This window comes from Streptomyces abyssomicinicus, from assembly GCF_008974245.1.
Lineage (GTDB): Bacteria > Actinomycetota > Actinomycetes > Streptomycetales > Streptomycetaceae > Streptomyces > Streptomyces abyssomicinicus.
The window spans coordinates 26,162-51,211 of sequence record NZ_BBZI01000015.1; the positions used below are offsets into that span (position 1 = coordinate 26,162).

Sequence of the window (25,050 nt, forward strand, 5' to 3'; positions counted from 1 at the left end):
GCCGGGCCGGTGGGGGATTCAGCGGAGGCCCGCGGCGGAAAACTCTGGCGCTGCTAGTCCGCGACGCCCTGCGGGATCGTCCTCTTGATCGCCGGGGCCAGGTCGACCAGGGCGAACGAGCCGCTCACGGCGGCGACCTCCCCGGGGAGCGAGACCTCGACGTAGGCCCGGCGCAGCGACGTGGTGAAACGGTGTGCGCCGTCCTCCAGCTCCTCGAGCACCCACCCCACGCCGTCGACCTCCACGGTGACAGCGTCGGGATCGCTCATCACCGGGGGCCGCGGGATCCCGCAGCGGAGTATGATCGCCGGGCTTCCCCAGCCCGCCGTGAGCTCGGACTCCGGCTCCGGGTCGGAGCGGTCCTCGTCGACCACCGTCTCCGGCAGAGCCTTGTCCAGCCCACGGCAGAGTCCGGTCACTTCCTTGCCCGGAGAGGGAACCGCCGCCTCGGCCCGGTCGTCTGCCGAGGAGCAGGCGGCAGCCAGCAGCACCAGCCCGGCCACGCCCGCCGGGGCGAGAGGACGGGCACGACGGGCACGGGGACGAGGCCGGTGGCGGTAGGAGCTCACCGGCCCAGGGTAGACGGGGGCTACAGATGCACGACCGGGCAGGTCAGCGTCCGCGTGATGCCGTCCACCCCCTGGATCTTCGCGACCACCATGCGGCCGAGTTCGTCGACCGAGTCGGCCTGGGCGCGCACGATCACGTCGTACGGTCCGGTCACGTCCTCGGCCTGGATCACACCGGAGAACTTGCTGATCGTGTCGGCGACGGAGGACGCCTTTCCTACCTCCGTCTGGATGAGGATGTACGCCTGTACCACGGAACCTCCAGGGCGGCTTCGAGGATCGTGTGGAGAGAAGGAACGACACGGTATCGCGTAGTCCCACCCCGGGGGGAGACCTCACCGATCAAGGGCTCGCGCGCCAGGGTGCACTCCTCGGCGCCGGTTGACGCCCGCCCGCGCCGGCGACGGGCGGCCACGCCCGTCAACGGCCGACGGGAACAGCCGCCCCCGCGGACATGCACACAGGGGATACCCATGACACTGATACCCGGCACAACGACCGCTGAAGGGAACGGTGAGGCTCGGTGAAGGGAACCGTGGGGGAACTGGGGGAGTTCGGGCTCATCAGGGAGCTCACCTCGCGGCTCACCACCACCCCGGCGGTCCGGCTCGGCCCGGGCGACGACGCCGCCGTGGTCGCCGCACCCGACCGGCGGGTGGTGGCGAGCACGGACATCCTGCTCGAGGGACGCCACTTCCGCCGGGACTGGTCGACCGCCTACGACGTGGGCCGCAAGGCCGCCGCGCAGAACCTGGCCGACATCGCCGCGATGGGCGCGGTGCCGACGGCACTGCTGCTCGGCCTGGTACTGCCCGCCGAACTGCCGGTGACCTGGCCGACCGAGCTGATGGACGGCCTGCGCGACGAGTGCCAGGTGGCGGGCGCCGCGGTGGTCGGCGGGGACGTGGTCCGCGGCGACACCATCACCGTCTCCATCACCGCCCTGGGCGACCTTCGCAACCACGAGCCGGTGACCCGGGCCGGCGCGCAGCCGGGCGACCTGGTGGCCGTCACCGGCTGGCTGGGCTGGTCCGCGGCCGGGTTCGCGGTGCTCTCCCGGGGCTTCCGCTCGCCCCGCGCCTTCGTCGAGGCCCACCGCCGCCCCGAGCCGCCCTACCACGCGGGCCCGGCCGCGGCCTCGCTCGGCGCGACCGCCATGTGCGACGTCAGCGACGGACTGATCGCCGACCTCGGGCACATCGCGGAGGCCAGCAAGGTGCGCATCGACATCCGCTCGGGCGCGCTGGACGTCCCCACCCAGATGAACGACATCGGTTCGGCGGTCGGCGTCGACCCGCTGCAGTGGGTGCTCACCGGGGGAGAGGACCACGCCATCGTGGCCACCTTCCCGCCCGACGTGAAGCTGCCCGCGCGGTGGAAGGTGATCGGCGAGGTCCTCAACCCGTCGGCGCTGCCGCAGGTCACCGTGGACGGCGCGCCCTGGACCCGCAAGGGCGGCTGGGACCACTTCTCGGACATGGAGGGCTGAGGGCGATGACCGACACGGGAGCGCCGCCGCTGGTGCTGACCGTCGCCGGATCCGACTCCGGCGGCGGCGCCGGCATCCAGGCGGACCTCAAGACGATGCTGGCCCTCGGCGTGCACGGGATGAGCGTGCTCACCGCGGTCACCGCGCAGAACTCACGCGGCGTGCACGGCGTCTGGGACCTGCCCGCCGAGGCGGTGCGCGCCCAGTACCGGGCGGTGGCCGACGACATCGGCGTGGACGCGGTCAAGACCGGAATGCTCTCCTCGGCGGAACTGGTCGAACTGGTCGCCGAGTTGATCAGCGGCACGGCCGTGCCCGCCGTGGTCGACCCGGTCAGCGTCTCCAAGCACGGCGACCCGCTGCTCGCCGCGTCCGCGCTGGAGGCGGTGCGCACCCTGCTGCTGCCCGCGGCCACCGTCGTCACCCCCAACCTGGACGAGGTGGCCCAGCTCACCGGCGTGCGGGTGGAGGACGAGACGGGAATGCGGAGGGCCTCCGCGGCACTGCTGGAGCTGGGGCCGCGGTGGGTGCTGGTCAAGGGCGGCCACCTGGCCGGCGAGGCGGTCGACCTGCTGACCGACGGCTCCGAGGAGCACTGGCTGCGCGCCCCGAGGCTGGACAACCGGCACACCCACGGCACCGGGTGCACACTGGCCTCCGCGATCGCCTCCCACCTGGCGCTCGGACGGCCGGTGCCGGAGGCGGTGGCGCTGTCCAAGGAGTACGTCACGGGGGCGATAGCCGCCGGTTTCGCGCTGGGCGCGGGCATCGGCCCCGTGGACCACGGCTGGCGCGACCGCGGACGGTAGAAGCTCCGGACCGCCCCGGGTGCACGCGCTGCGCCCGGGGTGCCCGGAGACAGCAGAAAGCCGGTCCACGGAAATCGTGGACCGGCTCAATGCAGCGAACCGGCAGTGGCCGCGCGTGATGTCCCCGCAGCCCGGGGAGTCCCGGGACGACGGGTGATGGACGTCAGCGCGAGACCTTGCCGGCCTTGATGCACGAGGTGCAAGCGTTCACGCGCTTCGGCGTCCCGCCCACCACGGTACGAACGCGCTGGATGTTGGGGTTCCAGCGACGGGGCGTACGGCGGTGCGAGTGCGAGATGTTGTTGCCGAAGCTCGGGCCCTTGCCGCAGACGTCGCAGTTGGCAGCCACGGGTCACTCCAAAGACTTCAGATGCACTTACGGTGGACCCCGGCATGCCAGGGGTCGGATCGAAGGGATCTGAGTGGCCTTGCCAGGGGAATGGCCCGAACGGATCGGGCAACCGGAGCAGCATACAACGACTGCGTCCGTACAACGAAACTACCACGGGACGGGCATCGACCCGCCCGGAGCCCCCGCACCGGACCGGGACACCAGGGCCGGTCACCGCGGGCACCCGCGGGCACTACGCTGCCTACCGGTCCGGAAGACCAGCAGAACAGGGAGGCGCAGGTGGCGCAGGTGCCGAAGGTGCCGGAGACGTTCTTCGACGCACCCGCGGTGCGCGCCTGGTGCGCTCTCGCGCTCGACGCGCTGGGCAGGGCGCGCGAGGAGATCGACGCGATCAACGTCTACCCGGTGCCCGACGGTGACACCGGGACCAATCTCTACCTGACCCTCGAGTCGGCCGCCGCGGGCGTCGAGCAGGCCTTCGCCGACGGGGCCCGCCCCTCTCTCCCCGAGGTCATGCGGGCCATGGCCCACGGTGCGCTCGTCGGCGCCCGCGGCAACTCCGGCACCATCTGCGCGCAACTGCTGCGAGGCATGGCCGAGGGCCTGGACGACAAGGCCCCGCACGCCGACGCCGACGCCCTCTGCGCGGCGCTGCGGCGGGCCGCCGATTCCGCCTGGGAGGCCGTGGCACGTCCCGTCGAGGGCACCGTGCTCTCCGTCGCCTCCGCCGCCGCGGTGGCCGCGACCGCCGCGTCGGCTGCCTCGGCGGCCTCGGCCGACGGGGGCGGGGACTGCGGCGCGGTGGTGCGCGCGGCGTACGAGGGCGCCTGCGAGGCCCTGGCACGCACCCCCGGGCAGCTGGAGAGCCTGGGCCGGGCCGGTGTGGTCGACGCGGGCGGGCGCGGGCTGGTCGCCGTGCTGGGGGCGCTGGTGGAGGCGCTCACCGGGGAGCGGCCGTCCGCGTCACCGGTGACGCGGCCCGCAGGGGGGACGCCGGTCGGCCCGGCCGTCGGCGCGAACGACGCCTACGGGGCGGACGCCTGCGCGGCGGGACACGGGCACGGCGGCGACGACGGCGACGGCGACGGGCCGGGGTACGAGGTCGTGTACCTGCTCGACGGCAGCGACGACGAGGCCGTGGCCCGGCTCCGGGAACGGCTCGACGCCCTCGGCGACTCCCTGGTGGTCGTCGGCGGCGACGGGCTGTGGAACGTGCACGTCCACGTCGACGACGCGGGGGCCGCGGTCGAGGCCGGCATCGAGGCGGGACGGCCGCACCGGATCCGGATCACCCACTTCGCGGGCGACCAGGGGGTACGGCGCGGTGCGCCCTCCTTGGAGTCGGCGCCGGAGCCGGTGCGGCGGGCGGTGGTGGCAGTGCTGCCCGGCGAGGGGCTGGCCGCGCTCTGCGCGGAGGCCGGGGCCGCGACCGTGCTCGCCCCGCCGGGACGCCCGCCGACCGCCGGGGAACTCCTCGACGCCGTCCGCGCGGCGCACGCCCGTGAGGTCGTCCTCCTGCCCAACGACGACGAGCTGCGCCGCACCGCGGTGACCGCCGCCGAGCAGGCCCGCGCCGAGGGGATCCGCGTCGCGCTGATCCCCACCCGCGCCGCCGTCCAGGGCATCGCCGCCCTCGCCGTCCACCAGCCGGAGCGGAGCTTCGACGAGGACGTGGTGTCGATGACCTCGGCGGCGGGTGCGACGCGGTTCGCCGAGGTCGCGGTCGCCGACCGCCAGGCGTGGACCATGGCCGGCATCTGCCAGCCGGGCGACGTCCTGGGCATGGTCGAGGGCGACGTGGCCCTCATCGGCTCCGACGTCACCGAGGTGGCCCTCGACGTCCTGGAGCGCATGCTCTCCGCGGGCGGCGAGCTGGTCACCCTCGTCCTCGACGACACCGCCCCCGCCGCCCTGGCCGCCACCCTGGAGTCCCACGTCCACGACCACCACCTCGCCGTCGACACGGTCGTCCACCACGGCGGCGCCCAGGGAGCCCCCCTCCTCATCGGCGTGGAGTGACCCCGGTCCCGGCCCCGGAGGCGTGCCCACTGCGGGCAGCCCCCGGGCGCCTTGCGGCGGAGGGTCAGCCGGTGGCCTCGCGGAGGAGGGCCTCCGCGTCCGAGCGGCGGGTGCGGAGGGGGCCGGACGGGTCGCTGTCCGCGTCGCAGGCGGCGAGGACCTCACGGGCGCGGGCGGCGGCGTCGGCGGGACGGCCGAGGGCGGCCTCGAGGCGGCCCAGGGTGAGGAGGGCGTCGGCATGCGCCGCGCGGGCCGGATCACCGAGGGCGGCGAAGCCGGACACCGCCTCCACGAGATGGCCGTGCGCCTCCTCGGACGGCCCCTCGTGGTCCGCGAGGAGACCACCGAACTGGTGGCGCGTACCCGCCAGCTCCGCCGCCACCGGGAGCCGCTCCCCGTCTTCCTCCGCCACGGCCAGCGCCTTCCGGCACGCGTCCAGCGCCCGGTCCATCAAGGCCCGCGCGGTGGCCACGTCCTCCTCGGCCGCCAGCCACGCCCGCGCCCGCAGCGCCCGGACCTGCCCCGGCAGGTCGCCCAGCTCCCGCCACAGCTCGCCCGCCCGCGCGTACGCCGCGTCCGCCTCGGCCGGCAGCTCGGCCCGCGAGAGGGACTCCGCCGCGAGGTGCGCCAGCGTCGCGTGGTCCCGCTGGTCCGGCCACCGCGCCGCCAGCTCGGCCGCCCGGAGCCGGCGCTCGGCGGCGTCCCGGTGGTCGCCGAGGGAGGCGAGGCAGTCGCCCAGCCACCACAGCGTCTGCACCACCGTGCCGTCGCCGTGCGTCTCCGGCGTCAGGTCCGGCAGCGTGGACTCCATGACCTCGGCCGCCTCCGCCCAGCGCCCCTGCCGGTGCAGCAGGCCGCCGAGGCGGTGCCGCGCGTAGGCGCCCAGCGTGGCGGACTGCCCGGCCTCGTCGGCCCAGTGCGCGGCCTCCAGCGCGTGGTCCCCCGCCTCGGCGACCGCGTCCCCGCCCGACTCCGCGAGCACCTCGCTCAGCTGTAGGTGGAGATGGGCGTGCCCCAGCGGCGGCAGAGCCTCCCCGCCGTGCTCCAGCGCCGCCCGCAGGTGCCGCCGGGCCGCTTCCAGGTCGTCCAGGTGGTGCGCGATCGCGGCCAGCCGCGACTCGTACTCCACGGTGTACCAGGGCAGCCCGGCGTCCAGGAACTGCCGTACCGCCAGGGAGAGTTCGGGCACGGCCTCCTCCGGCCCGGCGGCCATGTCGCCGAGCATGGCGTGCGCCTCGGCGGTCCGCGAGAGCAGGTGCGGGTCCTCGGTGTCCGGGGCGTGCTCCGCGACGAAGGCCAGCACCTCGCGGGCCGCCTCCCGGGTCCCCTCCGCGGCCTCGGCCTCAGCCGCCGGGTCGGGCTCCTGCCCGTCGGCGCCCTGCGCGAGCCGCAGCAGCACCCGGGCCCGGGCCATCAGCACCGACGCGGTCTGCCGCACCCCGGTGTCCCCGGCCGCGAACAGCGCCAGGCACTGCCGGTACGGCTCGGTGACGTCCTCCAGCGCTCCGTCGAGCTTGCCTGACAGGGTCCGCGCATACACCCCGCGGGCCCGGGAGGCCAGCGCCTCCCCCAGGTCGCCCGCCTCGGCGTACAGCGCGGCGGCGGTGGCGAACAGGTCCACGCCGTCCGGCCCCAGCCCCAGCGCCCGGTGCTCGGCGATCTCCGCGCGGTCCCGCGCGGACAGCTCCACCGCCTCCGCCGAGCCGGCCTCCGCCGAGCCGGCCTCCGCCGAGCCGGCCTCCGCCGAGCCGGCCTCCGCCGAGCCGGCCTCCGCCGCGCCACCCTCCGCCGGACCCGCCTCCGCCGAACCCGCGGCGGCCCGCTCCACGGCCTCCCACGCCTCCACCGCGCTCGGCAGCAGCGCCTCGGAGCGCCGCCGGGCCTCGGCGAGCAGCGCCGCCAGGTCCTGGGCCTCCGCGGACGCCGCCACGGCCGGGGCGGCCGGACGGGGCGCCGCGGTGCCCACCGCGACCCGCACCCCCAGCGGCAGGCGGTCCACCAGCGGCTCCCGCGCCATCCGCTCGCGCAGCCGGTCGCTCACGTACGTGGTGCCGTTGCGCCGGTCGAAGGCGTCGGCCAGCGCCAGCGCCTCCTCCCGGGCGTGCGCGGCGAGCTCCGCCGCCGTCCAGTCGCGGCCGGCGGGCCCCGGCACCTGCCGGTCGCCCATCCCCAGCGCCACCAGCCGGTCCATGAGCAGGGCCGTCACCGCCAGGTAGTCCCCCTTGCTCGACGGGTGCCCGTCGTCCGTGAAGTACGCCGGCCGCTGCGCGAGGAGCTCCAGCGCCCGCGCCTCGTTCCCGGTCAGCGCGCAGAACTCGACGTGCTCGGCGTAGGAGGCACGCATGCTCTCCGTCGCCCGCACCAGCCGGAAGCCCCGCAGATGGTTGGCCTTCGCCTCGCCGAGGCGGCCCAGCCGCAGCAGCGGCAGCAGCGAGGACGCCAGCACGTTGTGCGGCTCGTGGGCGCAGGTGAACCGGCCCTCCAGCACCGGCGCCCACACCTCCAGCGCCTCCTCGTCCCGGCCCCGGAGCACCTGCCACCACCCCTGACCCTGCAACTCGCAGGCGTAGCAGTCCGCCATCCGGTCGCGGTCGGCGGACAGCCAGGCCGCGTAGGCCGCTTCGGCCCGCTCCAGGTCGCCGACATGGCTGGCGACGTGGAACTCGCAGGAGCGCACCGCCCGTTCGGAGTGGCCCGCCAGCCGGTAGCGGCGCTCCATCTCCTCCAGCCAGTTCTCCATCGCGTCCAGCGGGATGTGCGGCTGGCCGAGCATCCCCGTCGACATCCACTTGAAGCGCCAGAACAGCGAGTGCGTCTCGTACGCGTCGAAGTCCTCCGGCCGCTCGTCCCACATCCGCAGCAGCCGGGCGAACGGCACGAACGCCTTGTCCTTCTCCGAGCTGTAGTTGTAGACGGTCAGCTGGTGGCCCAGCGCCTCGATCACGGCCAGCGGCAGGCCCAACGACTCGGCGTCCGCCAGCAGTTGCTCGGCCCGCGCGTTGCGCGCCGGTCCCTCGGGCCGCTCGCCGTTCTCCGCGATCGCGCGGCGCAGCTCGTCCAGACTGGTCACGGAAGTCAACGGACGTCCTCCTCCGGGTCGTCGCCGTGCGTGGCGTCGCCGTGCGTGGCCCACTCCAGCAGGCCGAGGAACGCACGGTTGAGCAGCGCGGTGTCCGCCGGCCGCAGCGGGCGCTGCGCCATCAGCAGCGCCTGCCCGTACAGGGACTCCGTCGCCGTGCCGATCAGCTCCGGGTCGGTCAGCGAACCGATGCGCCGGACCAGCGGGTTGAGGTGGTTGAGCACCAGGCGCGCCCGCGGCGCCCCGCCCCGCAGCGAGCCGAGGATCCCCGACCACAGGTCGTCGGCACGGTCCTCGGCCTCCGCCCGCGCCTGCTCGTGGCGGGCGGCGCGGTCGTCCAGGTGCAGCGCGGGCACCGTCACCGGATGGAACGCCCGCAGCGCCACGTCGCAGCCCAGGCCGTCCAGCCGGGCGCGGGCGGCCGCCAGGAACGGCGAGAGCGCCAGCTCCACCGACGGGTCCACCGAGTCCAGGTGCGCGGTCACCACGTCCGCGTCCAGCTCGGCGACCGCCGTCCCCGGCCGCACCGACGGCAGCGCCTCCACCAGCTCCGTGTCGTAGGTGTAGCCGCCGTTGACCACCCCGACGCCCTGCGCCGAGGCGATCGCGGAGACCTGCCGGTACTCCTCCACGGTCCGCGTGTAGTGCACGACCTTGTGGCGCTGGGCGAACTCCTCCAGGGACAGCCGCCCGTCGGTGGTCTCGAACGGCAGCCACGGAAGCATCACCCGCAGCATCTCGGAATCGTGCCGCGCCAGCGCCTTCACGCCCAGGTGGTGCACGGCCAGGAAGGCCGTCAGCCGGTCCGGGTCGCCCGCCGCGAGCCCGGTCAGCCACGACCGGATCCGCTCGCCGAGGGCCTCCCGCACCGCCGCCAGCGTCTCGTCCTCGTACAGCGACTCGCGCGACGCGGTCGGCCGCAGGGTGTCGGTGTCCAGCACGCAGCGGACGAAGAACGCCCAGTCCGGCAGCAGTTCGTCGGCCCGGTCGGTCAGCAGCATGCCCTTCAGGTGCACCCGGTGACCGGCCCGCTGCGCGGGGCTGACCGCGGTCGGCAGCACGTACGCCACACCCCGCACGCCCGCCACCGGCACGTCCAGGTCGATCGAGTCCAGCGGCGTGAAACCGAACAGCTCGTCGCAGTGGCGTGCCAGCGCCACCCGCCGGGTCGCCGGGCTCTGGTACGCCCGGTCCCACGGCGCCGGCAGGTCGGTCACCGCCTCGTCGTTCACCCGTACGTCGTACGGCAGCAGCGAACCGAAGTCGCGGGCCAGCTTCAGCACCCGCTCCTCCTCCAGCCACTGCGCCGCCCCGGCCCGCGCCCGCAGGTGCACGGTGGTGCCCGGCTCGGTGCGGGCGTCCTCCGGCAGCGTGCGCACGGTGTACGAGCCGTCGTCGGCGGCCAGCCACTCCACGGGCGGCGCGCCGGGCGTCCGGGCGCTGCGGCTGACCACCCGGATCTCCTCGGCGACCAGGAAGCAGGCCAGCAGACCGATGCCGAACTGCCCCAGGAACCCGGAGCGGGCCGACTCCAGCGAGGCCGCGTCACCGCGCTTGGAACTGCGGCCGATGGTGGCCAGCAGGTTGTGGACGTCCTCCTCGGTGAGGCCGACGCCGGTGTCCTCCACCCGCAGCGTCCCGCCCTCGGCGCGCAGTCGCACGCGGGCCGGCGCGTCCGGGTCCTCCGCGCGCCGCGCGGTGACGGCGTCGACGGCGTTCTGCAGCAGCTCGCGCAGGTAGACCTTGGGACTTGAGTACAGGTGGTGGGAGAGCAGGTCCACCAGGCCGCGCAGGTCGACCTGGAAGGAGTGCGGGGCGGAAGGGGCGGGCTGGGACGGCTTCGAGGTCTGGGAGTCCATCGTCACGGCGCCGGTGGGGGAGACAGCGGAACGGCGCGGGGTCGGGCGGCACCGTATGGGGCGGTGGACCGCGGGTCAGTGGTGGCCGGACGTGCCATCCTAGGAGCTGAAGAACACACCTGACCAGGAGTTTCCACAGGCATTCCGCAACGCTGTCGCACCCGTGGTGTGGAATGGAAGGCGTGCCCGCACTGGAAGAACCCCTGAAGAAGGTGCTCGGCCCCGCCACCGCGAAGGTGATGGCCGAGAACCTCGGCCTGCACACCGTGGGCGACCTGCTGCACCACTACCCGCGCAGATACGAGGAGCGCGGCCGGCTCACCCGGCTCGCCGACCTCCCCATGGACGAGCACGTCACCGTGGTCGCCCAGGTCGCCGACGCCCGGCTGCACACCTTCGCCTCCAGCCGCGCCCCGCGCGGCAAGGGCCAGCGGCTGGAGGTCACCATCACCGACGGCAGCGGCCGTCTCCAGCTGGTGTTCTTCGGCAACGGCGTCCACAAACCGCACAAGGAGCTGCTCCCCGGCACCCGCGCCCTCTTCGCCGGCAAGGTCTCCGTGTTCAACCGGCGGCTCCAGCTCGCCCACCCCGCCTACGAGCCGCTGCGCGGCGAGGACGCCGCGGAGACGGTCGACAGCTGGGCCGGGGCGCTCATCCCGATCTACCCGGCCACCGCCAAGCTGGAGTCCTGGAAGCTGGCCAAGGCCGTCCAGACGGTGCTGCCCAGCGCACAGGAGGCCGTCGACCCCCTCCCGGACGGCCTGCGCGAGGGCCGCGGCCTGGTCCCCCTCCCCGAGGCGCTGCTCAAGATCCACCGCCCGCAGACCCCGGCCGACGTCGAGGACGCCCGCTCCCGCCTGAAGTGGGACGAGGCGTTCGTCCTCCAGGTCGCCCTGGCCCGCCGCCGCCACGACGACGCCCAGCTCCCCGCCGTGCCCCGGAGACCGAAGCCTGACGGCATCCTCGCCGCCTTCGACGACCGCCTCCCGTTCACCCTCACCGAGGGCCAGCGGAAGGTCTCCCGGGAGATCTTCGACGGCCTCGCCGCCGCACACCCCATGCACCGCCTCCTCCAGGGAGAGGTCGGATCGGGCAAGACCCTGGTGGCGCTCCGGGCCATGCTCGCGGTGGTCGACGCCGGAGGCCAGGCCGCGATGCTGGCGCCCACCGAGGTGCTGGCCCAGCAGCACCACCGCTCGGTCACCGAGATGATGGGCGACCTCGCCCAGGGCGGGATGCTGGGCGGCGCCGAGCACGCCACCAAGGTCGTGCTGCTCACCGGTTCCATGGGCGCCGCCGCCCGCCGCCAGGCCCTGCTCGACCTGGCCACCGGCGAGGCCGGCGTCGTCATCGGCACCCACGCCCTGATCGAGGACAAGGTGCAGTTCCACGACCTCGGCCTGGTCGTCGTCGACGAACAGCACCGCTTCGGCGTGGAGCAGCGTGATGCCCTGCGCGGCAAGGGGAAGCAGCCGCCCCACCTGCTGGTGATGACGGCCACCCCGATCCCGCGCACGGTCGCCATGACCGTCTTCGGCGACCTGGAGACCTCCGTCCTGGACCAGCTCCCCGCCGGACGCTCGCCGATCGCCAGCCACGTGGTGCCGGCCGCCGACAAGCCGCACTTCCTGGCCCGCGCCTGGGACCGTGTCCGGGAGGAGGTGGAGGCAGGACACCAGGCGTACGTGGTCTGCCCGCGCATCGGGGACGAGGAGGACGACCCGAAGGGCCGGAAGAAGAAGGAGGAGGCCGGGACGGCCGACCGCCGGCCCCCGCTCGCCGTCCTGGAGGTCGCCGAGCAGCTGGCCCGGGGCCCGCTGGCCGGACTGCGCGTCGAGGTGCTGCACGGCAGGATGCACCCGGACGACAAGGACGCCGTGATGCGCCGCTTCGCCGCCGGGGAGACGCACGTCCTGGTCGCCACCACGGTGATCGAGGTCGGCGTGAACGTCCCCAACGCCACCGCCATGGTGATCATGGATGCGGACCGGTTCGGCGTCTCCCAGCTCCACCAGCTGCGCGGACGGGTCGGCCGCGGTTCCGCCCCCGGCCTGTGCCTGCTGGTCACCGAAGCGCCCGAGGCGAGCCCCGCGCGGCAGCGGCTCGGCGCCGTGGCCGCCACCCTCGACGGGTTCGAGCTCTCCCGGATCGACCTGGAGCAGCGCCGCGAGGGCGACGTGCTGGGCCAGGCCCAGTCCGGCGCCCGCTCCTCGCTGCGGGTCCTCGCGGTGATCGACGACGAGGAGGTCATCGCCCAGGCGCGCGAGGAGGCCGCCGCCGTGGTCGCCGAGGACCCGGACCTGAGCGCGCACCCGGGCCTGCGGACCGCCCTCGACGCCCTCCTCGACGAGGACCGGGAGCAGTACCTGGAGAAGGGCTGAGAGACTGTGGAGCGCACGACCTGTCCGCACCGTCTCCCTCACGGCTCGCCGAGTGAGCCCCGGGGGCGGACCGAGCCCTAAGGAACACAGTGAGCCGCGTGATCGCCGGGACGGCGGGGGGACGCCGTCTGGCCGTGCCCCCGGGCAACGGCACCCGTCCCACCTCCGAACGGGCTCGCGAGGGCCTCTTCTCCACCTGGGAGGCGCTGCTCGGCGGCCCCCTGGAAGGCGAGCGGGTCCTCGACCTGTACGCCGGCTCCGGCGCGGTCGGCCTCGAGGCGCTGAGCCGCGGCGCGTCCCACGCCCTGCTGGTGGAGGCCGACGGCCGGGCCGCCCGCACGGTGCGTGAGAACGTCCGCTCGCTGGGCCTGCCCGGCGCCGAGGTCCGCAACGCCAAGGCCGAGCAGGTGATCCAGGGAACGCCCCCAGGCGCCCCCTACGACCTGGTCTTCCTCGACCCGCCGTACGCCGTCACCGACGACGATCTCCGCGAGATTCTCCTCACACTCCGCTCCGGAGGCTGGCTCGCCGAGGAGGCGCTCGTCACCGTGGAGCGCAGCACCAGAGGCGGCGAGTTCAGCTGGCCGCGGGGTTTCGCGCCCCTGAGGTCCCGCCGTTACGGAGAAGGCACCTTTTGGTACGGTCACGCCGCCTCCACCAGCGAGGACGCGCCATGACCGGACCGGAGAGCGAGGGATCTCACGTGCGCCGCGCCGTCTGTCCCGGGTCGTTCGACCCCATCACCAACGGACACCTCGACATCATCGCCCGAGCCTCCCGTCTGTACGACGAGGTCTACGTGGCCGTGATGATCAACCAGAACAAGAAGGGCCTGTTCAGCGTCGAGGAACGGATCCAGCTGATCCGCGAGGTGACCGCCGACTGCTCGAACGTGGTCGTCGAGTCCCACCACGGCCTGCTGGTCGACTTCTGCAAGCAGCGCGACATCCCCGCCATCGTCAAGGGACTGCGCGCCGTCAGCGACTTCGACTACGAGCTGCAGATGGCCCAGATGAACAACGGCCTCACCGGGGTGGAGACCCTCTTCGTCCCCACCAACCCCACGTACAGCTTCCTCTCCTCCTCGCTGGTCAAGGAGGTGGCGGCCTGGGGCGGCGACGTGGCCCACCTGGTCCCGCCGACCGTCCTGACGGCACTGGCCGAGCGGCTGCGCCGGAGCTGAGCGTTTTCGGCGCCGACGCGCCGGGGACGCAGCGACGTCCCGTCATCCGTGTCGGACGGGGCCGCGGTCGCCGTACAGTCGTCCCGTCCGTCTCCAACCAGCTGTAGAGAGTGGCGAGTCCAGGTGGACGTGCAGAACAAGCTCGACGAGATCGTCGGCATGGTGTCAGGTGCCAGGTCGATGCCGATGTCGGCCTCGTGCGTGGTCAACCGCGCCGAACTCCTCGCCATGCTCGAAGAGGTCCGTGAGGCCCTCCCCGGCTCGCTGGCGCAGGCGCAGGAGCTGATCGGCGGCCGCGAGACCATGGTCCAGCAGGCCCGCCAGGAGGCCGACCGGATCGTCGAGGGCGCCCATGCCGAGCGCGCCTCGCTGATCTCCGGCACCGAGATCGCCCGCCAGGCCCAGCAGGAGGCCGAGCGCATCCTCGCCGAGGCCCAGCAGCAGGCCGAGGAGGTCCGGGCCGAGGCTGACGACTACGTCGACTCCAAGCTCGCCAACTTCGAGGTCGTCCTCACCAAGACGCTCGGCTCGGTGGGCCGTGGCCGCGAGAAACTGCTCGGCACCGGCCCCGGCCTGGACGAGAACGGCTACGAGGACGAGGACGCCCCCGAGCGCAGCCACGACCCGGAGACCCTGCGCCGGGACGCGGACAGCTACGTCGACGTCAAGCTGGGGGCCTTCGAGGCGGTCCTCGCCAAGACCCTGGAGGCGGTCGGCCGCGGGCGCGACAAGCTCCAGGGCCGGATCGCCTCGGACGCGCTGGCCGACCTGCCGCTGGGCGAGGACGGCATGCCGCTGGCCCACGAGAGCGACGAGGACTTCCTCGCCGGGCTCGCGGACGCCGCGCAGGCCCCGGACCGCCGGCCGGACCGGCACGCCGAGCAGGCGCCGCCCGCGCACCAGCCCCAGCACCAGCCACAGCACCAGCCGCAGTACGACCAGCAGTCGCCGTACGAGCAGCCCCTGCACCAGCCCGGGTACGAGCCGCAGGCGGCACCGGACCCGTACGGCTACCAGCAGCCCCAGCCGGCCGCGGCGTCCTACGGCGGCTACGAGCAGCAGCCGCAGCACTCGCAGGGGTACGGCTACGACTACCAGCAGGCGGACCCGTACGCGGCCTACGGGCAACAGCCCCAGCAGCCCCAGCAGCACGCGCAGCAGCCGCAGCAGCCGCAGCAGGGATACGAGCAGGACTACGGCCGGCAGGACGCCTACGGGGCGCCCGCTGGGGCCCGCGCGCTGGACGAGACCAGCTTCTTCGACACGGGCATGATCACGCCGGAGCAGCTGCGGGCCTACGAACAGGGCCGCGGGCAGTAGCGGGCGGTGGCGGGCGGTGGCCGCGGGCGGTGTCCGCGGCCTTGGTCGCGCGAGGTCGAGGGGGGCCGGTTGGGTCCCGGCCGAAACGTCCAGTATCCTGGCTCTTCGGTCGTGCCTTCTGGGCGCGATTCCCCCCTCTTCACCTCGCAGATCTAAGGCTGGAATGGCTCAGAACGCCCGCCTCGACCACCGCGACCCTCTCGTGTTCGACACGCATGAGCTGGGGCGGCGGCCCGGTGCGCTGCGGCGCCTGACCAGGACGGTCGACGCGCCCCGCGACCTCGGCATCGCCGACGTCATCGGTGTGCCGGAGGGCAGGCCGGTGGAGCTCGAGCTCCGCCTGGAGTCGGTCCTGGAGGGCGTCCTCGTCACGGGGACCGCCCGTGCGAAGGCCGAGGGGGAGTGCGTAAGGTGTCTGGAGCCGCTCGAGCGTCAGCTCGTGGCGGACTTCCAGGAGATGTTCTCGTACCCTGACGCCGACGACCGGGGCCGCCCCAAGGCGGACGCCGGCGACGACGCCGAGGACGACGAGGACACTCTTCACCTCGAGGACGGCATGTTCGACCTCGAGCCCGTGCTGCGTGACGCGGTGGTACTCGCACTGCCGATGCAGCCGGTGTGCCAGGAAGACTGCCCTGGTCTGTGCCCCGAGTGCGGGGTGCGGCTGGCGGACGACCCGGACCACCACCATGACGCCGTCGACATCCGTTGGGCGGCTCTGCAGGGACTCGCAGGTTCACTCGAACCCGGCGAGAAGGACGAGATGAGCGGCGGCGCGCCTCAGTCAGCACGCGCCGACGAGAAGCAGGAGAAGTAGCCGTGGCTGTTCCGAAGCGGAAGATGTCGCGCAGCAACACGCGCCACCGCCGGTCGCAGTGGAAGGCTGCGGTCCCCACCCTGGTGTCGTGCGAGCGCTGCCACGAGCCCAAGCAGCAGCACATCGCGTGCCCGTCTTGCGGCACCTACAACAAGCGCCAGGTCCTCGAGGTCTGAGCGGCTGGTGAGAGGCTCCATGTCACACGCCAAGAAGGCGGACACGGCCTCGTCCCACACGCTTCTGGAAGGGCGGCTCGGGTACAAGCTCGAGTCCGCCCTTCTGGTGCGTGCGCTGACCCACCGTTCCTACGCGTACGAGAACGGCGGTCTGCCCACCAACGAGCGGCTGGAGTTCCTCGGGGACTCCGTGCTCGGTCTGGTGGTCACGGACACGCTGTACCGGGTCCACCCCGACCTCCCGGAGGGCCAGCTGGCCAAGCTCCGGGCCGCGGTGGTCAACTCGCGCGCGCTGGCCGAGGTGAGCCGTGGGCTCGACCTCGGCTCCTTCATCCGGCTCGGCCGGGGTGAAGAGGGCACGGGCGGCCGGGACAAGGCATCCATCCTCGCCGACACCCTCGAAGCGGTGATCGGCGCGGTCTACCTGGACCAGGGTCTGGACGCGGCGGCGGAGCTGGTGCACCGCCTGTTCGACCCGCTGATCGAGAAGTCCTCGAACCTGGGCGCCGGCCTGGACTGGAAGACCAGTCTCCAGGAGCTCACCGCGACCGAGGGGCTCGGCGTTCCCGAGTACCTGGTCACGGAGACCGGCCCCGACCACGAGAAGACCTTCACTGCTGCCGCCCGCGTCGGAGGCGTCTCGTACGGCACCGGCACCGGCCGCAGCAAGAAGGAAGCGGAGCAGCAGGCCGCGGAGTCCGCCTGGCGGGCCATCCGGGCCGCTGCGGACGAGCGTGCCAAGGCGGAGGCCGTCGCTGCCGCCGCCGCCACGCCCGCGGCGGACACCGCCGCGGACGGCGTCGCCTCGGCGGCGTCCGTGCCGTCCGGAGAACCCCGCGAGGGCACCTCCGGAGCTTCCGAAGAGACCGGCGCCCAGGCCGACGCCCCGCAGGCCGGTGGTACGACCGGCGCGGAGCAGGCGTCCGCCTGACCCGCGCCTGATCCGCCCCGGCACAGCCCGTGGCGGCACATCCGTGAGCGCCCGCCCCCGACCGACCGGGGGCGGGCGTTCGCCCACGTCCACGCCCACGTTCACGGGGGAGACCGAGCCATGCCCGAACTGCCCGAGGTCGAGGTCGTCCGGCGCGGCCTGGAACGCTGGGTCGCCCACCGCACCGTCGGCGCCGTCGAGGTGCTGCACCCGCGCGCGGTGCGGCGGCACCTGGCGGGCGGCGAGGACTTCGCCCGCAGCCTGAGCGGTCACCGGATCGGCGTGCCCAGCCGGCGCGGCAAGTACATGTGGCTGCCGCTGGAGGATGCCGGCCAGGCCGTCCTGGCCCACCTCGGCATGAGCGGCCAGCTGCTGGTCCAGCCGCACGACGCCCCCGACGAGAAGCACCTGCGCATCCGGATGCGCTTCGACGACGCGCTCGGCACCGAACTCCGCTTCGTCGACCAGCGCACCTTCGGCGGCCTCTCGCTGCACCCCGTGGACGCCGAGGGGCTGCCGGACGTGATCGCGCACATCGCGCGCGACCCACTGGACCCCCTCTTCGACGACGAGGTCTTCCACCAGGCCCTGCGGCGCCGTCGCACCACCGTCAAGCGGGCGCTGCTGGACCAGTCGCTGATCAGCGGCGTCGGCAACATCTACGCCGACGAGGCGCTGTGGCGCGCCCGGATCCACTACGAGCGCCCCACCTCCGGATTCACCCGCCCGCGCACGACGGAACTGCTGGGCCACGTCCGCGACGTGATGTCGGAGGCCCTCGACGTCGGCGGGACCAGCTTCGACAGCCTCTACGTCAACGTGAACGGGGAGTCCGGCTACTTCGACCGCTCCCTGGACGCCTACGGCCGCGAGGGCCTGCCCTGCCGCCGCTGCGGCACCCCGATGCGCCGCCGCCCCTGGATGAACAGGTCCAGCTACTTCTGCCCCCGCTGCCAGCGCCCGCCGCGCGGGGTGACGCCGGGGTGAAGCAGGGGGGTTGACGCGCCGGGCGACGGCGCGGGCGACGCGTGTCGGGCCGGCGCGGAGCCGTCACCCTAGGCGCTGTCCGCGGTGAGGCCCTCGACGAACGAGCGGAAGTCGTCGGCGAGGTGGAGCTCCGTCCCGAGGTCGGTCTCGAACCAGGTGACCGAGGGCTCGCCGTCCGGCCCGCAGGCGCGGTAGTCCAGCCCGATCCAGCAGTGCCCGTCGCCGGACAGCAGCACCAGCGCCGCCGGCAGACCCCACTCCGTGAGCAGGTACGGGGTGTCGAGCAGGGAGCCGGTTCCGTCCTGCCGCCCGATGCCCATCAGCACGTCGAAGGGAACCTGGTCCTCGCTCCACGAGGTCGGCCGGCCGGTGGGGAACACCTCGTGCTCGTCGGCCACGACGCCGCCGTTGCGCAGCCGGAGCAGATCGAGCAGGGCCGAGGGCAGCGTGACACCGAGCACGCGCTCGGCCTCCCGCACCATCTCGTCCGTCAGAGGCGGCTGGACACCGTGATCACCGTCGCCCCAGAACGTCGCCCTGACCTCTTCGAACCGCGCCATGCCCCGCAGCCTACGGATCGGCCGTACGGGCCTGCTCTACAGCTTGTCGTCGCGCTCCAATATCAGGCTGATCGAGCCGTCCTCGAGGTCGATCCCGCTGTCGAGGTGCTCGTGGTAGCCCTCGGAGAGCTCGGGATCGGCGAGGGCGATGAGCCGTTCGGCGAGGTTCCGCAGTCCTGCGGCGTTGGCCGCGACAGTGATCTCCGTGACGGAGCCGTACACCGTGATCCGGGGTTCGTCCATCCGCCCACGCTACTCCCCGGCCGCCGGGGCGGAGGCCCGGTAGGACCCCCAAGGCCCGCCGGCCACGGCTGACGGCCGGGCCGGCCGGCGCCTGCCCCCCAGTAGCCGAAGAAGTGACGACTGCCCGCCCTGACCAGCTGCTCCGCACTCGATCCGGCGCCTCGTCATGGTGTCGGCCAGGACGGGCGCGATCGACAGAGCCTGCGCAGCGTACTAAGACCGTGTCCTATGTGGTGATGTCGGACTGCTCAGGAGGCCGACCGCTCGCCCAGCACCACCACTCGGGCGACATCGACTGCACAAGAGGTCTTGACGTCCATGCCGGGGATTGGCGTCAGGACCGGAACCAGGATCCTCATCGACGTCGGCGACGGCAGCGCGTTCCCGAGCGCCGCCCACCTTGCCTCCTATGCCGGCCTCACCCCAGCCACCCGCAGCTCGGGCTCCTCGATCCACGGAGAACAACCCTCCCGCCGCGGAAACAAACAGCTCAAACGGGCGTTTTTCCTCTCCGCGTTCACAGCCCTGACCGACCCCGCCTCCCGCACCTACTACGGCAAGAAGATCGAGCAGGCAAGCACCACACCCAAGCCCTTCTCTGCCTCGCGAGACGACGAGCCGACGTGCTCTTCGCGTTGCTCCGCGATGGCACCTTCTACGAGCCGCAGCCAGCGGCCGTCACATGACCTGCGGGTCGCCCAGCAGCACCACACGGTCGGCCCCGACGTCGAAGCCGAGAACCGGGTGGAGTGGATCAGAATCCAGGCTCAGCAACACCGGCTTACCGAGCCGATGCCCTATCGCCCGCAGCAAACGGCACAGCACATCCACGCCACCCTGACCCTGCAACTCCCGCAGATCAACGTCGAAGTCGACCGAGCCAGCCTCATACACCCGAAAGATCACTAGAAATCCAGGGACCGGCCAGACCCTCAGCAACACGTCGGCACCCTCGCCGCGGGCCAGCATGTCCGCAGCTCTCGGCAGCCGGACCGCAACACCATCCTCGGAGTACTCGCACGACCACCCCTGCGACCGAACGAGGTCAAGCACTGCTTGCCAGTCCTCCACCGAGGTATCCGGGACGCGGACGTCCGGAAGTGACCCCATCAGATCGGGAGCAAAGAAGCTCTTCACGTCATCCCGCAGCGGGTCAGGCGTCACGCCATGCTGCCTTGCCACTCACCGAAACGCAGCCCGATTCCCTTGACGGTACCGATAGGGGCACCCCCTGCCCGGGTGGCCCCAGGACGGATCGGAGCGGCCGGACCGCCAACAGCCGCAGCCCGGCTGCCGACCCTTGACTCCAGCATTGGTCTAGTCCAAGTTATGGGTACGCAGGCCCTGCTTCGCTCTCTCCCTCTATATCGGAGCGTCCCTCATGACACACCACGGCCGCCGCCTCCCCCGTGTGCTCGGCGCCGCCGGAGCCCTCTGCCTCGGCTCCGCCCTGCTCACCCTGGTCCCCGCCCAGGCGAGCGCGGCCGGTGACCTGCTGGGCAATCCCGGGTTCGAGGCCCCCGACCTCGCCCCCTGGACCTGTACAGGCACCGCTGCGCCGACGGCCACCACTCCTCGCTCCGGAGGCTCCGCCCTGAGCTCCTCCCCGGGTGCGGGCGACCTCGGGGCCTGTATGCAGACCGTGACCGTGCAGCCGAACACCGCCTACACCCTGACCGCCTGGGTCAAGGGCCCGTACGTGACCCTCGGCGCCGCCGGCACCGGTGTCTCCACCTCCACCTGGGCCAACGCCCCGGCCTGGACCCAGCTCACCCGCACCTTCACCACCGGCCCGGACACCACCCAGGTCACCGTCACACTCAGCGGCTGGTACGGCAGCCCCTATCAGGCCGACGACGTCTCCCTGAGCTCAGCGGGCACCACCCCGTCTCCCTCCCAGCCGACTTCGCACTCGCCGTCACCGACACCGACCCCAACGGCCACTGCAACACCGACGCCGACGCCGACCGCCACGGCTACGCCCGGCAACACGGTCAGGGTCACCAACGCCTCGGAGCTGCAGAGCGCGTTGACCGCCGCCGTCCCGGGCCGGACCATCCAGTTGGCCGACGGCACGTACAAGGGCAACTTCAAGATCACCACGGGTGGCAAGGCCGCGGCCCGGATCACCCTGATCGGCACGTCCCGCGCCGTCCTCACCACCACGACCGGTGGTGGCTACGGCCTGTCCCTGGCCAATGCCCCCTACTGGACCGTCCAGGGCATCACGGTGACCGGGGCACAGAAAGGCATCATGGTCGACGCCTCCGACCACGTCGTGCTCGACTCGGTGACGGTGAACCACATGAAGATGGAGGGTGTGCACTTCCGCCAGTCCTCAAGCTACGGGGTGCTGCGCAACTCCACCGTGCACGACACGGGCACCGCGCGCGACGGCAAGGGCGAAGGCGTCTACGTCGGCACCGCCAACACGCTGTCCGACAAGAGCGACTACGTACAGATCCTGAACAACGTGATCGGCCCGAACATCGGCGGTGAGAACATCGACCTGAAGGAGGGCACCACCGGAGGTCTGGTCTCTGGGAACCGATTCGACGGCAACGGTCTGACCAACGTCAACTACGACGACTCGTGGGTCGATGTGAAGGGCAACGGCTACGTCATCGAGAACAACGTCGGCGTCCGCACGATGAACCACGGGTTCGAAACCCACTCCCAGGACCCGGGCTGGGGCTGCGGCACCGTCTTCCGCAACAACCGCTCCGACCTGACAACCGCGAGCGGCAGCACCACCAAGAAGTACGCCATCAACGTCACCAACCGGACAGGCTCCTGCCCGGTCACCATCACCGCCGACAACACCGTCATCGGAGGTACCGCGCTCACCAACCCGGGCATCCCCGTCGGCTGACAACCGGCTCTGTTCACTTCTAAGACCGTGTCCTATGTAGTGAGGCGGACCAGTCGCTTGTAGCAGCAGAGGGCTGCGGCGAGGCCGAGAAAAGCCAGGTAGTTGCGGGGGTGGCGTTCGTAGCGGTGGTTGAGCCGACGGTAGCCGGTCAGCCAGGACATGGTCCGCTCGATGACCCATCTGCGGCGGCCGAGTCGTTCGGAGGACGATATCCCGAAGCAGGGCGGCAGGACCCGCCAGGCACAACCGGACACCAGCACGTAGATGATCGCGGCGAACAGCGTCTCATCAGGCGTGTCCTGCGTCCCGCCGCCTTGCGGCCGGACCCTGGACGGCGGGATCAACGGCTTCGCGATCTCCCACAGCCCGTCCGGAACAATCCAACTCCACGTACCCCGCCCAATGGCGACCCCAACGACCGCCTCACCACATAGGACACGGTCTAAGCCTGCTCTCCGGTCGTCTCTGCCTGGAGTTTCTCCGCACGTTCACGTGGGTCGTACTCGGGGCTCACGCCCTCGACCAACACGAGGTCTCCGTCGATGTGGTCGGCCCGTAGCCGCAGGATCTTCCGGTACTCGGGAGACTCGTACCAGGCGCGGGCTTCGGCCATGCCAGGGAACTCGATCAGCACCATGCTGCCCGGCCAGCTGCCCTCCACCACCGCCGTCGGCGGGCCGTGGATCAGGAAACGGCCATGGAACGGGTTGAGGGTGCCCTGGATTCGTTCGAGGTACTCGAGGACATCCGGGTGGTGGCGACGATCACGTAAGTGCGCGAAACCGTATGCGGGCACGTCCGGCTCCTTCGTTCGCTCCGGTGGGACAACGCAAACGTAGCCAGGGACGTCACCCGCCACCATTACCTCTCAGGTAATGGTGGCGGAGCCACTTGCTCAGCCCGTCACGCACCTTGACCCCGGTTCCCCGAACGCGCCGGCGAGCGGCGGCTGCCTCAGTAGCCGAAGTCCTGGGTCCACCAGGGGCCGCCGGAGGCGAAGTGGACGCCCACGCCGAGGGTCTTGAAGTCGCAGTTCAGTATGTTCGCCCGGTGGCCGTCGCTCTGCATCCAGGCGTCCATGACCGCGGCCGCGTCCGCCTGGCCGCGGGCGATGTTCTCGCCGCCCAGGTTGTCCACGCCGGCGGCCGCCGCGCGGTCCCACGGCGTGGCGCCGCTGGGGTCCGTGTGGTCGAAGAAGCCCTCGTCCGCCATGGCCTGGCTGAAGTCGTCGGCCAGCTCGGTCAGCCCGCCGTCGGACTTGACCGGGCTGCACCCGGCGGCGGACCGCTCCTGGTTCACCAGTTGGAGGACCGCTGCCCGCGCGGCGTCCTCCCGGGACAGGTCGGCCCCGTCGGCCGGCGGAGCCTTCGGCTCCGGGGCCTTGGTGGTGGGCTCGGCCTTCTCCGGGGTGGCCGTCTTCTCGGCGGCGGTGCGCGAGGGGGACGGCTTCGCCTCCTTCTTCTCCTTCGCGGAGGCGGAGGGGGACGCGGAGGGGGACGGCTTCACGGAACCGGTGCCCGTGCCGGCCGAGGGGGCGCCCGGGTCGACCCGGCCCCCGGAGCCGCCCTGCTGGGTCTCGGCGTTGCCCGGACCGTCGATCGCGCGGATCGAGCCGTCGCCACCCAGCCGGTAGGTGTCCAGCCCCGGCACGATCCCGGTGGCCGCCGCGACCACGCCGACCGCCAGCGCCGCGGAGACGCCCAGCAGCCCGGTGCGGACCGGACGACGGGGCCGCTTGCCCCGAGGGCCACGGCCCGGCGGGGCCGCGGCGGTGTCGCGCTGGACGGGCAGAGCGGCGGTGGGCGCGTCGACGTGGACCGGGGCCGAGGACTCCTCCGTGCCGAACAGGTAGGCGTGACTCCGTGCGTAGTCGTCCCCGCCGTAGGGGCGACCGTGACCGGGGGAGTGGTAGGAGCCGGAGGAGTCGCCGTGGCCGTAGGCGTCGTCGTGGACGTACGGGCTGTTGGAGCCCTGGGGGTACGAGCCGTAGGCGTCGTACGTCGTCCGGTACTGCTCCTGCCCCGGCCTGTTCCCGGCGGCGGGCGCCGTACCGGTGACGGGGGGAGTCGGAGTGCCGCCCTTGCCCTTGCGGCCGGCGGCGGAGCGTCGGTGGCGTCCCATTCCTCTGCTGGCCTCTCTCGGTGCTGCGGTCCACGCCACTCACTCGTAAGGGTGAGTTTCGCTGGGGGTCGAGGGGGGACGCTACCGCATCGCCCCAGGGGGTGTGGGCGTCCGGTGAGGTTTTTGCTCGGTTAGCGTGCACACATGAACGACGATGCACGACTGGTCGCCTGGGTCCGGGGCAAGGTACAGCGCGTGGGTTTCCGCTGGTTCACGCGAGCGAAGGCGCTGGAGCTCGGCGACCTGAGTGGTTTTGCTCTCAATCTCCAGGACGGACGCGTCCAGGTGGTCGCCGAGGGCCCCCGCGACCGCTGCGAGCGGTTGCTGGAGTGGCTGACGGGGGAGGACACGCCGGGCCGCGTGGACGGCGTCACCGAGATTTGGGACACACCCCGCGGCGGCTACAGCGGCTTCGAGATCCGCTGACGGCCGCCCCGCGCGGACGCCCGGACGCCGCCGTCCGGTCGTTCCCCGGCGGCCCCGGACCGGAAAAGTCCAGGTGGCCGCCGCACAAGGGTTGTCAGGGATGGCGCCACAGGACAGGATGATCCGCACGCCCCCGGGCCCCGCAGGAGACGCCGCGCCAGCAGTTCCGCGCAGAGCGCCCCGGGGACACCGCCGATACGGGGCGTGATCGTGTTGACCGTCAAACTTTTTGGTGAGACTCTGAAAGCCCCGCGCACCCTAGCTGTTTGGCATGTGGAAACAGCGGCAGGAACTCAGCTGACATCGCAGTGTCGGGCACTACGGGTGCGATTCCCTCACGACCCACCACCGCTTCGGTCGGTCACTCAGTGTGGAGGACCATCCATCATGGCAAAGGCGCTTCTCGGTTACGTCGGCGGCTCCGACCCGCGACTCCTCGCCGAGATGCGACGGCTCCAGCAGCGCGTCCAGGATCTGGAATCCGAGCTCGTGCGGATCCAGGCGGAGAAGGACGCGCTCGCGGCTGCCGCTTCTCGCGACCGCATCATGGAGAGCATGGAGAGCATCGACGCCCACCAGGCGGAGCCCGCGTACACCTGATCCGGCCCGCGCGCAGGCCGGAGCCGCGCCCGCACCCCCGCCGGTGCCTCAAGGGACGCCTTCGGCGTCCCTTTCGCCGTTCCCGCTCCGTCTCCGGCCTCTCCGGCCCTCCCTCGTCCCATCAGCTCTGGTCCGCGTCCCCGGCCCCTCCCGGGGCCGCACCGGCCCAACCCCCGCAGCCGTTCTCGTAGCTCTGATCTGCCCACCGCCCTGCCGCGCGAAACCGGATCGGTCCGCCGGTACGTCGGGACCGGCGC

Annotated in this window: 24 protein-coding genes and 3 pseudogenes; 16 read left to right on the forward strand and 11 right to left on the reverse strand. The window is 72.7% G+C overall.

Going from position 1 to position 25,050, the window contains the following annotated elements:
* Positions 1-53: 53 nt before the first annotated feature.
* Together GBN72_RS31730 and GBN72_RS31735 are read right to left on the reverse strand one after the other, a co-directional pair.
* Entirely contained in the window at positions 54-569 is a 516-nt protein-coding gene (locus GBN72_RS31730; RefSeq protein WP_151775438.1) for a DUF3515 domain-containing protein, read from the reverse strand.
* A 20-nt stretch (positions 570-589) separates the two neighbouring features.
* Positions 590-823 (reverse strand): Lrp/AsnC family transcriptional regulator, encoded by a 234-nt coding sequence (locus GBN72_RS31735; protein WP_151775439.1) that lies wholly within the window; start codon positions 821-823, stop codon positions 590-592.
* Between the two features lie 269 nt (positions 824-1,092).
* Here GBN72_RS31735 and GBN72_RS31740 point away from each other — a divergent pair, with 269 nt between their 5' ends.
* On the forward strand, positions 1,093-2,058 hold the full coding sequence (locus GBN72_RS31740) for a thiamine-phosphate kinase (protein ID WP_151775440.1): 966 nt from the start codon (positions 1,093-1,095) through the stop codon (positions 2,056-2,058).
* Positions 2,059-2,063: 5 nt separating this feature from the next.
* Positions 2,064-2,867 (forward strand): bifunctional hydroxymethylpyrimidine kinase/phosphomethylpyrimidine kinase, encoded by an 804-nt coding sequence (gene thiD, locus GBN72_RS31745; RefSeq protein WP_151775441.1) that lies wholly within the window; start codon positions 2,064-2,066, stop codon positions 2,865-2,867.
* 163 nt (positions 2,868-3,030) lie between these two features.
* On the opposite strand, the gene rpmB is transcribed toward thiD, so the two are convergent.
* A complete protein-coding gene (gene rpmB / locus GBN72_RS31750) occupies positions 3,031-3,216 on the reverse strand; it encodes a 50S ribosomal protein L28 (protein WP_151775442.1) in 186 nt (61 codons plus the stop codon).
* A 291-nt stretch (positions 3,217-3,507) separates the two neighbouring features.
* Between rpmB and GBN72_RS31755 the strand changes: the two genes are divergently transcribed.
* Positions 3,508-5,238 carry a DAK2 domain-containing protein gene (locus GBN72_RS31755; protein WP_151775566.1) on the forward strand — a complete coding sequence of 577 codons (1,731 nt, stop codon included), beginning with the start codon at positions 3,508-3,510 and terminating at the stop codon, positions 5,236-5,238.
* 64 nt (positions 5,239-5,302) lie between these two features.
* Here GBN72_RS31755 and GBN72_RS35705 read toward each other — a convergent pair whose 3' ends face one another.
* Positions 5,303-8,317, reverse strand: coding sequence for a tetratricopeptide repeat protein (locus GBN72_RS35705; RefSeq protein WP_164540997.1), 3,015 nt, complete (start codon positions 8,315-8,317; stop codon positions 5,303-5,305).
* Positions 8,314-10,176, reverse strand: coding sequence for an HSP90 family protein (locus GBN72_RS31765; RefSeq protein WP_151775567.1), 1,863 nt, complete (start codon positions 10,174-10,176; stop codon positions 8,314-8,316). Before GBN72_RS31765 ends, GBN72_RS35705 begins: the two co-directional genes overlap by 4 nt.
* Positions 10,177-10,349: 173 nt before the next feature.
* On the opposite strand from GBN72_RS31765, the gene recG reads away from it, so the two are divergent.
* From recG to mutM, 8 genes are all read left to right on the forward strand, one after another.
* On the forward strand, positions 10,350-12,557 hold the full coding sequence (gene recG, locus GBN72_RS31770) for an ATP-dependent DNA helicase RecG (RefSeq protein ID WP_151775443.1): 2,208 nt from the start codon (positions 10,350-10,352) through the stop codon (positions 12,555-12,557).
* Between the two features lie 89 nt (positions 12,558-12,646).
* Positions 12,647-13,234, forward strand: a complete 588-nt coding sequence (gene rsmD / locus GBN72_RS31775) for a 16S rRNA (guanine(966)-N(2))-methyltransferase RsmD (protein ID WP_151775444.1) — start codon at positions 12,647-12,649, stop codon at positions 13,232-13,234.
* Between the two features lie 26 nt (positions 13,235-13,260).
* On the forward strand, positions 13,261-13,740 hold the full coding sequence (coaD, locus tag GBN72_RS31780; protein WP_218042108.1) for a pantetheine-phosphate adenylyltransferase: 480 nt from the start codon (positions 13,261-13,263) through the stop codon (positions 13,738-13,740).
* A 123-nt stretch (positions 13,741-13,863) separates the two neighbouring features.
* Complete coding sequence (locus GBN72_RS31785; RefSeq protein WP_151775446.1) at positions 13,864-15,060, forward strand: cell division initiation protein; 1,197 nt, start codon at positions 13,864-13,866, stop codon at positions 15,058-15,060.
* Positions 15,061-15,223: 163 nt separating this feature from the next.
* Positions 15,224-15,877, forward strand: coding sequence for a YceD family protein (locus GBN72_RS31790; protein WP_151775447.1), 654 nt, complete (start codon positions 15,224-15,226; stop codon positions 15,875-15,877).
* A gap of 2 nt (positions 15,878-15,879) precedes the next feature.
* Entirely contained in the window at positions 15,880-16,053 is a 174-nt protein-coding gene (gene rpmF / locus GBN72_RS31795) for a 50S ribosomal protein L32 (protein WP_052859918.1), read from the forward strand.
* 19 nt (positions 16,054-16,072) lie between these two features.
* A complete protein-coding gene (rnc, locus tag GBN72_RS31800; RefSeq protein WP_151775448.1) occupies positions 16,073-16,984 on the forward strand; it encodes a ribonuclease III in 912 nt (303 codons plus the stop codon).
* A gap of 120 nt (positions 16,985-17,104) precedes the next feature.
* Positions 17,105-17,971: a bifunctional DNA-formamidopyrimidine glycosylase/DNA-(apurinic or apyrimidinic site) lyase gene (gene mutM / locus GBN72_RS31805; RefSeq protein ID WP_151775449.1), complete on the forward strand. Its 867-nt coding sequence runs from the start codon at positions 17,105-17,107 to the stop codon at positions 17,969-17,971.
* 68 nt (positions 17,972-18,039) lie between these two features.
* Here mutM and GBN72_RS31810 read toward each other — a convergent pair whose 3' ends face one another.
* Together GBN72_RS31810 and GBN72_RS31815 are read right to left on the reverse strand one after the other, a co-directional pair.
* Complete coding sequence (locus GBN72_RS31810) at positions 18,040-18,531, reverse strand: SMI1/KNR4 family protein (RefSeq protein ID WP_151775450.1); 492 nt, start codon at positions 18,529-18,531, stop codon at positions 18,040-18,042.
* A gap of 36 nt (positions 18,532-18,567) precedes the next feature.
* Positions 18,568-18,774 (reverse strand): Imm32 family immunity protein, encoded by a 207-nt coding sequence (locus GBN72_RS31815; protein ID WP_151775451.1) that lies wholly within the window; start codon positions 18,772-18,774, stop codon positions 18,568-18,570.
* Positions 18,775-19,080: 306 nt separating this feature from the next.
* Here GBN72_RS31815 and GBN72_RS31820 point away from each other — a divergent pair.
* A pseudogene (locus GBN72_RS31820) lies at positions 19,081-19,460 on the forward strand (transposase); the annotation flags it as partial.
* On the opposite strand, the gene GBN72_RS34910 reads toward GBN72_RS31820, so the two are convergent.
* Positions 19,453-19,884 carry a hypothetical protein gene (locus GBN72_RS34910; RefSeq protein WP_246213040.1) on the reverse strand — a complete coding sequence of 144 codons (432 nt, stop codon included), beginning with the start codon at positions 19,882-19,884 and terminating at the stop codon, positions 19,453-19,455. The pseudogene GBN72_RS31820 and the gene GBN72_RS34910 overlap by 8 nt on opposite strands.
* Positions 19,885-20,155: 271 nt before the next feature.
* Here GBN72_RS34910 and GBN72_RS35710 point away from each other — a divergent pair.
* Together GBN72_RS35710 and GBN72_RS35715 are read left to right on the forward strand one after the other, a co-directional pair.
* Positions 20,156-20,590 (forward strand): annotated as a pseudogene (locus GBN72_RS35710) (carbohydrate binding domain-containing protein); the annotation flags it as partial.
* A gap of 150 nt (positions 20,591-20,740) precedes the next feature.
* A pseudogene (locus tag GBN72_RS35715) lies at positions 20,741-21,646 on the forward strand (right-handed parallel beta-helix repeat-containing protein); the annotation flags it as partial.
* 32 nt (positions 21,647-21,678) lie between these two features.
* On the opposite strand, the gene GBN72_RS36240 reads toward GBN72_RS35715, so the two are convergent.
* The 3 genes from GBN72_RS36240 to GBN72_RS31845 all read right to left on the reverse strand — a co-directional run bounded on the left by GBN72_RS36240 (position 21,679) and on the right by GBN72_RS31845 (position 23,767).
* Positions 21,679-22,050: a transposase gene (locus tag GBN72_RS36240; RefSeq protein ID WP_151775454.1), complete on the reverse strand. Its 372-nt coding sequence runs from the start codon at positions 22,048-22,050 to the stop codon at positions 21,679-21,681.
* A 38-nt stretch (positions 22,051-22,088) separates the two neighbouring features.
* On the reverse strand, positions 22,089-22,442 hold the full coding sequence (locus GBN72_RS31840; protein WP_151775455.1) for a DUF1330 domain-containing protein: 354 nt from the start codon (positions 22,440-22,442) through the stop codon (positions 22,089-22,091).
* Positions 22,443-22,600: 158 nt separating this feature from the next.
* On the reverse strand, positions 22,601-23,767 hold the full coding sequence (locus GBN72_RS31845) for a CAP domain-containing protein (protein ID WP_151775456.1): 1,167 nt from the start codon (positions 23,765-23,767) through the stop codon (positions 22,601-22,603).
* A 144-nt stretch (positions 23,768-23,911) separates the two neighbouring features.
* On the opposite strand from GBN72_RS31845, the gene GBN72_RS31850 reads away from it, so the two are divergent.
* Entirely contained in the window at positions 23,912-24,193 is a 282-nt protein-coding gene (locus GBN72_RS31850) for an acylphosphatase (RefSeq protein WP_151775457.1), read from the forward strand.
* A 387-nt stretch (positions 24,194-24,580) separates the two neighbouring features.
* On the forward strand, positions 24,581-24,793 hold the full coding sequence (locus GBN72_RS31855) for a hypothetical protein (protein ID WP_151775568.1): 213 nt from the start codon (positions 24,581-24,583) through the stop codon (positions 24,791-24,793).
* Positions 24,794-25,050 lie beyond the last annotated feature (257 nt).

Coding starts and splice junctions, on each gene's coding strand:
- mutM (WP_151775449.1), top strand. CDS start 17,105: ATGCCCGAACTGCCCGAGGTCGAGGTCGTCCGGCGCGGCCTGGAACGC.
- GBN72_RS31790 (WP_151775447.1), top strand. CDS start 15,224: ATGGCTCAGAACGCCCGCCTCGACCACCGCGACCCTCTCGTGTTCGAC.
- GBN72_RS31765 (WP_151775567.1), bottom strand. CDS start 10,176: ATGGACTCCCAGACCTCGAAGCCGTCCCAGCCCGCCCCTTCCGCCCCG.
- GBN72_RS31815 (WP_151775451.1), bottom strand. CDS start 18,774: ATGGACGAACCCCGGATCACGGTGTACGGCTCCGTCACGGAGATCACT.
- GBN72_RS31850 (WP_151775457.1), top strand. CDS start 23,912: ATGAACGACGATGCACGACTGGTCGCCTGGGTCCGGGGCAAGGTACAG.
- rnc (WP_151775448.1), top strand. CDS start 16,073: ATGTCACACGCCAAGAAGGCGGACACGGCCTCGTCCCACACGCTTCTG.
- GBN72_RS34910 (WP_246213040.1), bottom strand. CDS start 19,884: ATGGGGTCACTTCCGGACGTCCGCGTCCCGGATACCTCGGTGGAGGAC.
- GBN72_RS31845 (WP_151775456.1), bottom strand. CDS start 23,767: ATGGGACGCCACCGACGCTCCGCCGCCGGCCGCAAGGGCAAGGGCGGC.
- GBN72_RS31855 (WP_151775568.1), top strand. CDS start 24,581: ATGGCAAAGGCGCTTCTCGGTTACGTCGGCGGCTCCGACCCGCGACTC.
- GBN72_RS31810 (WP_151775450.1), bottom strand. CDS start 18,531: ATGGCGCGGTTCGAAGAGGTCAGGGCGACGTTCTGGGGCGACGGTGAT.
- recG (WP_151775443.1), top strand. CDS start 10,350: ATGGAAGGCGTGCCCGCACTGGAAGAACCCCTGAAGAAGGTGCTCGGC.
- thiD (WP_151775441.1), top strand. CDS start 2,064: ATGACCGACACGGGAGCGCCGCCGCTGGTGCTGACCGTCGCCGGATCC.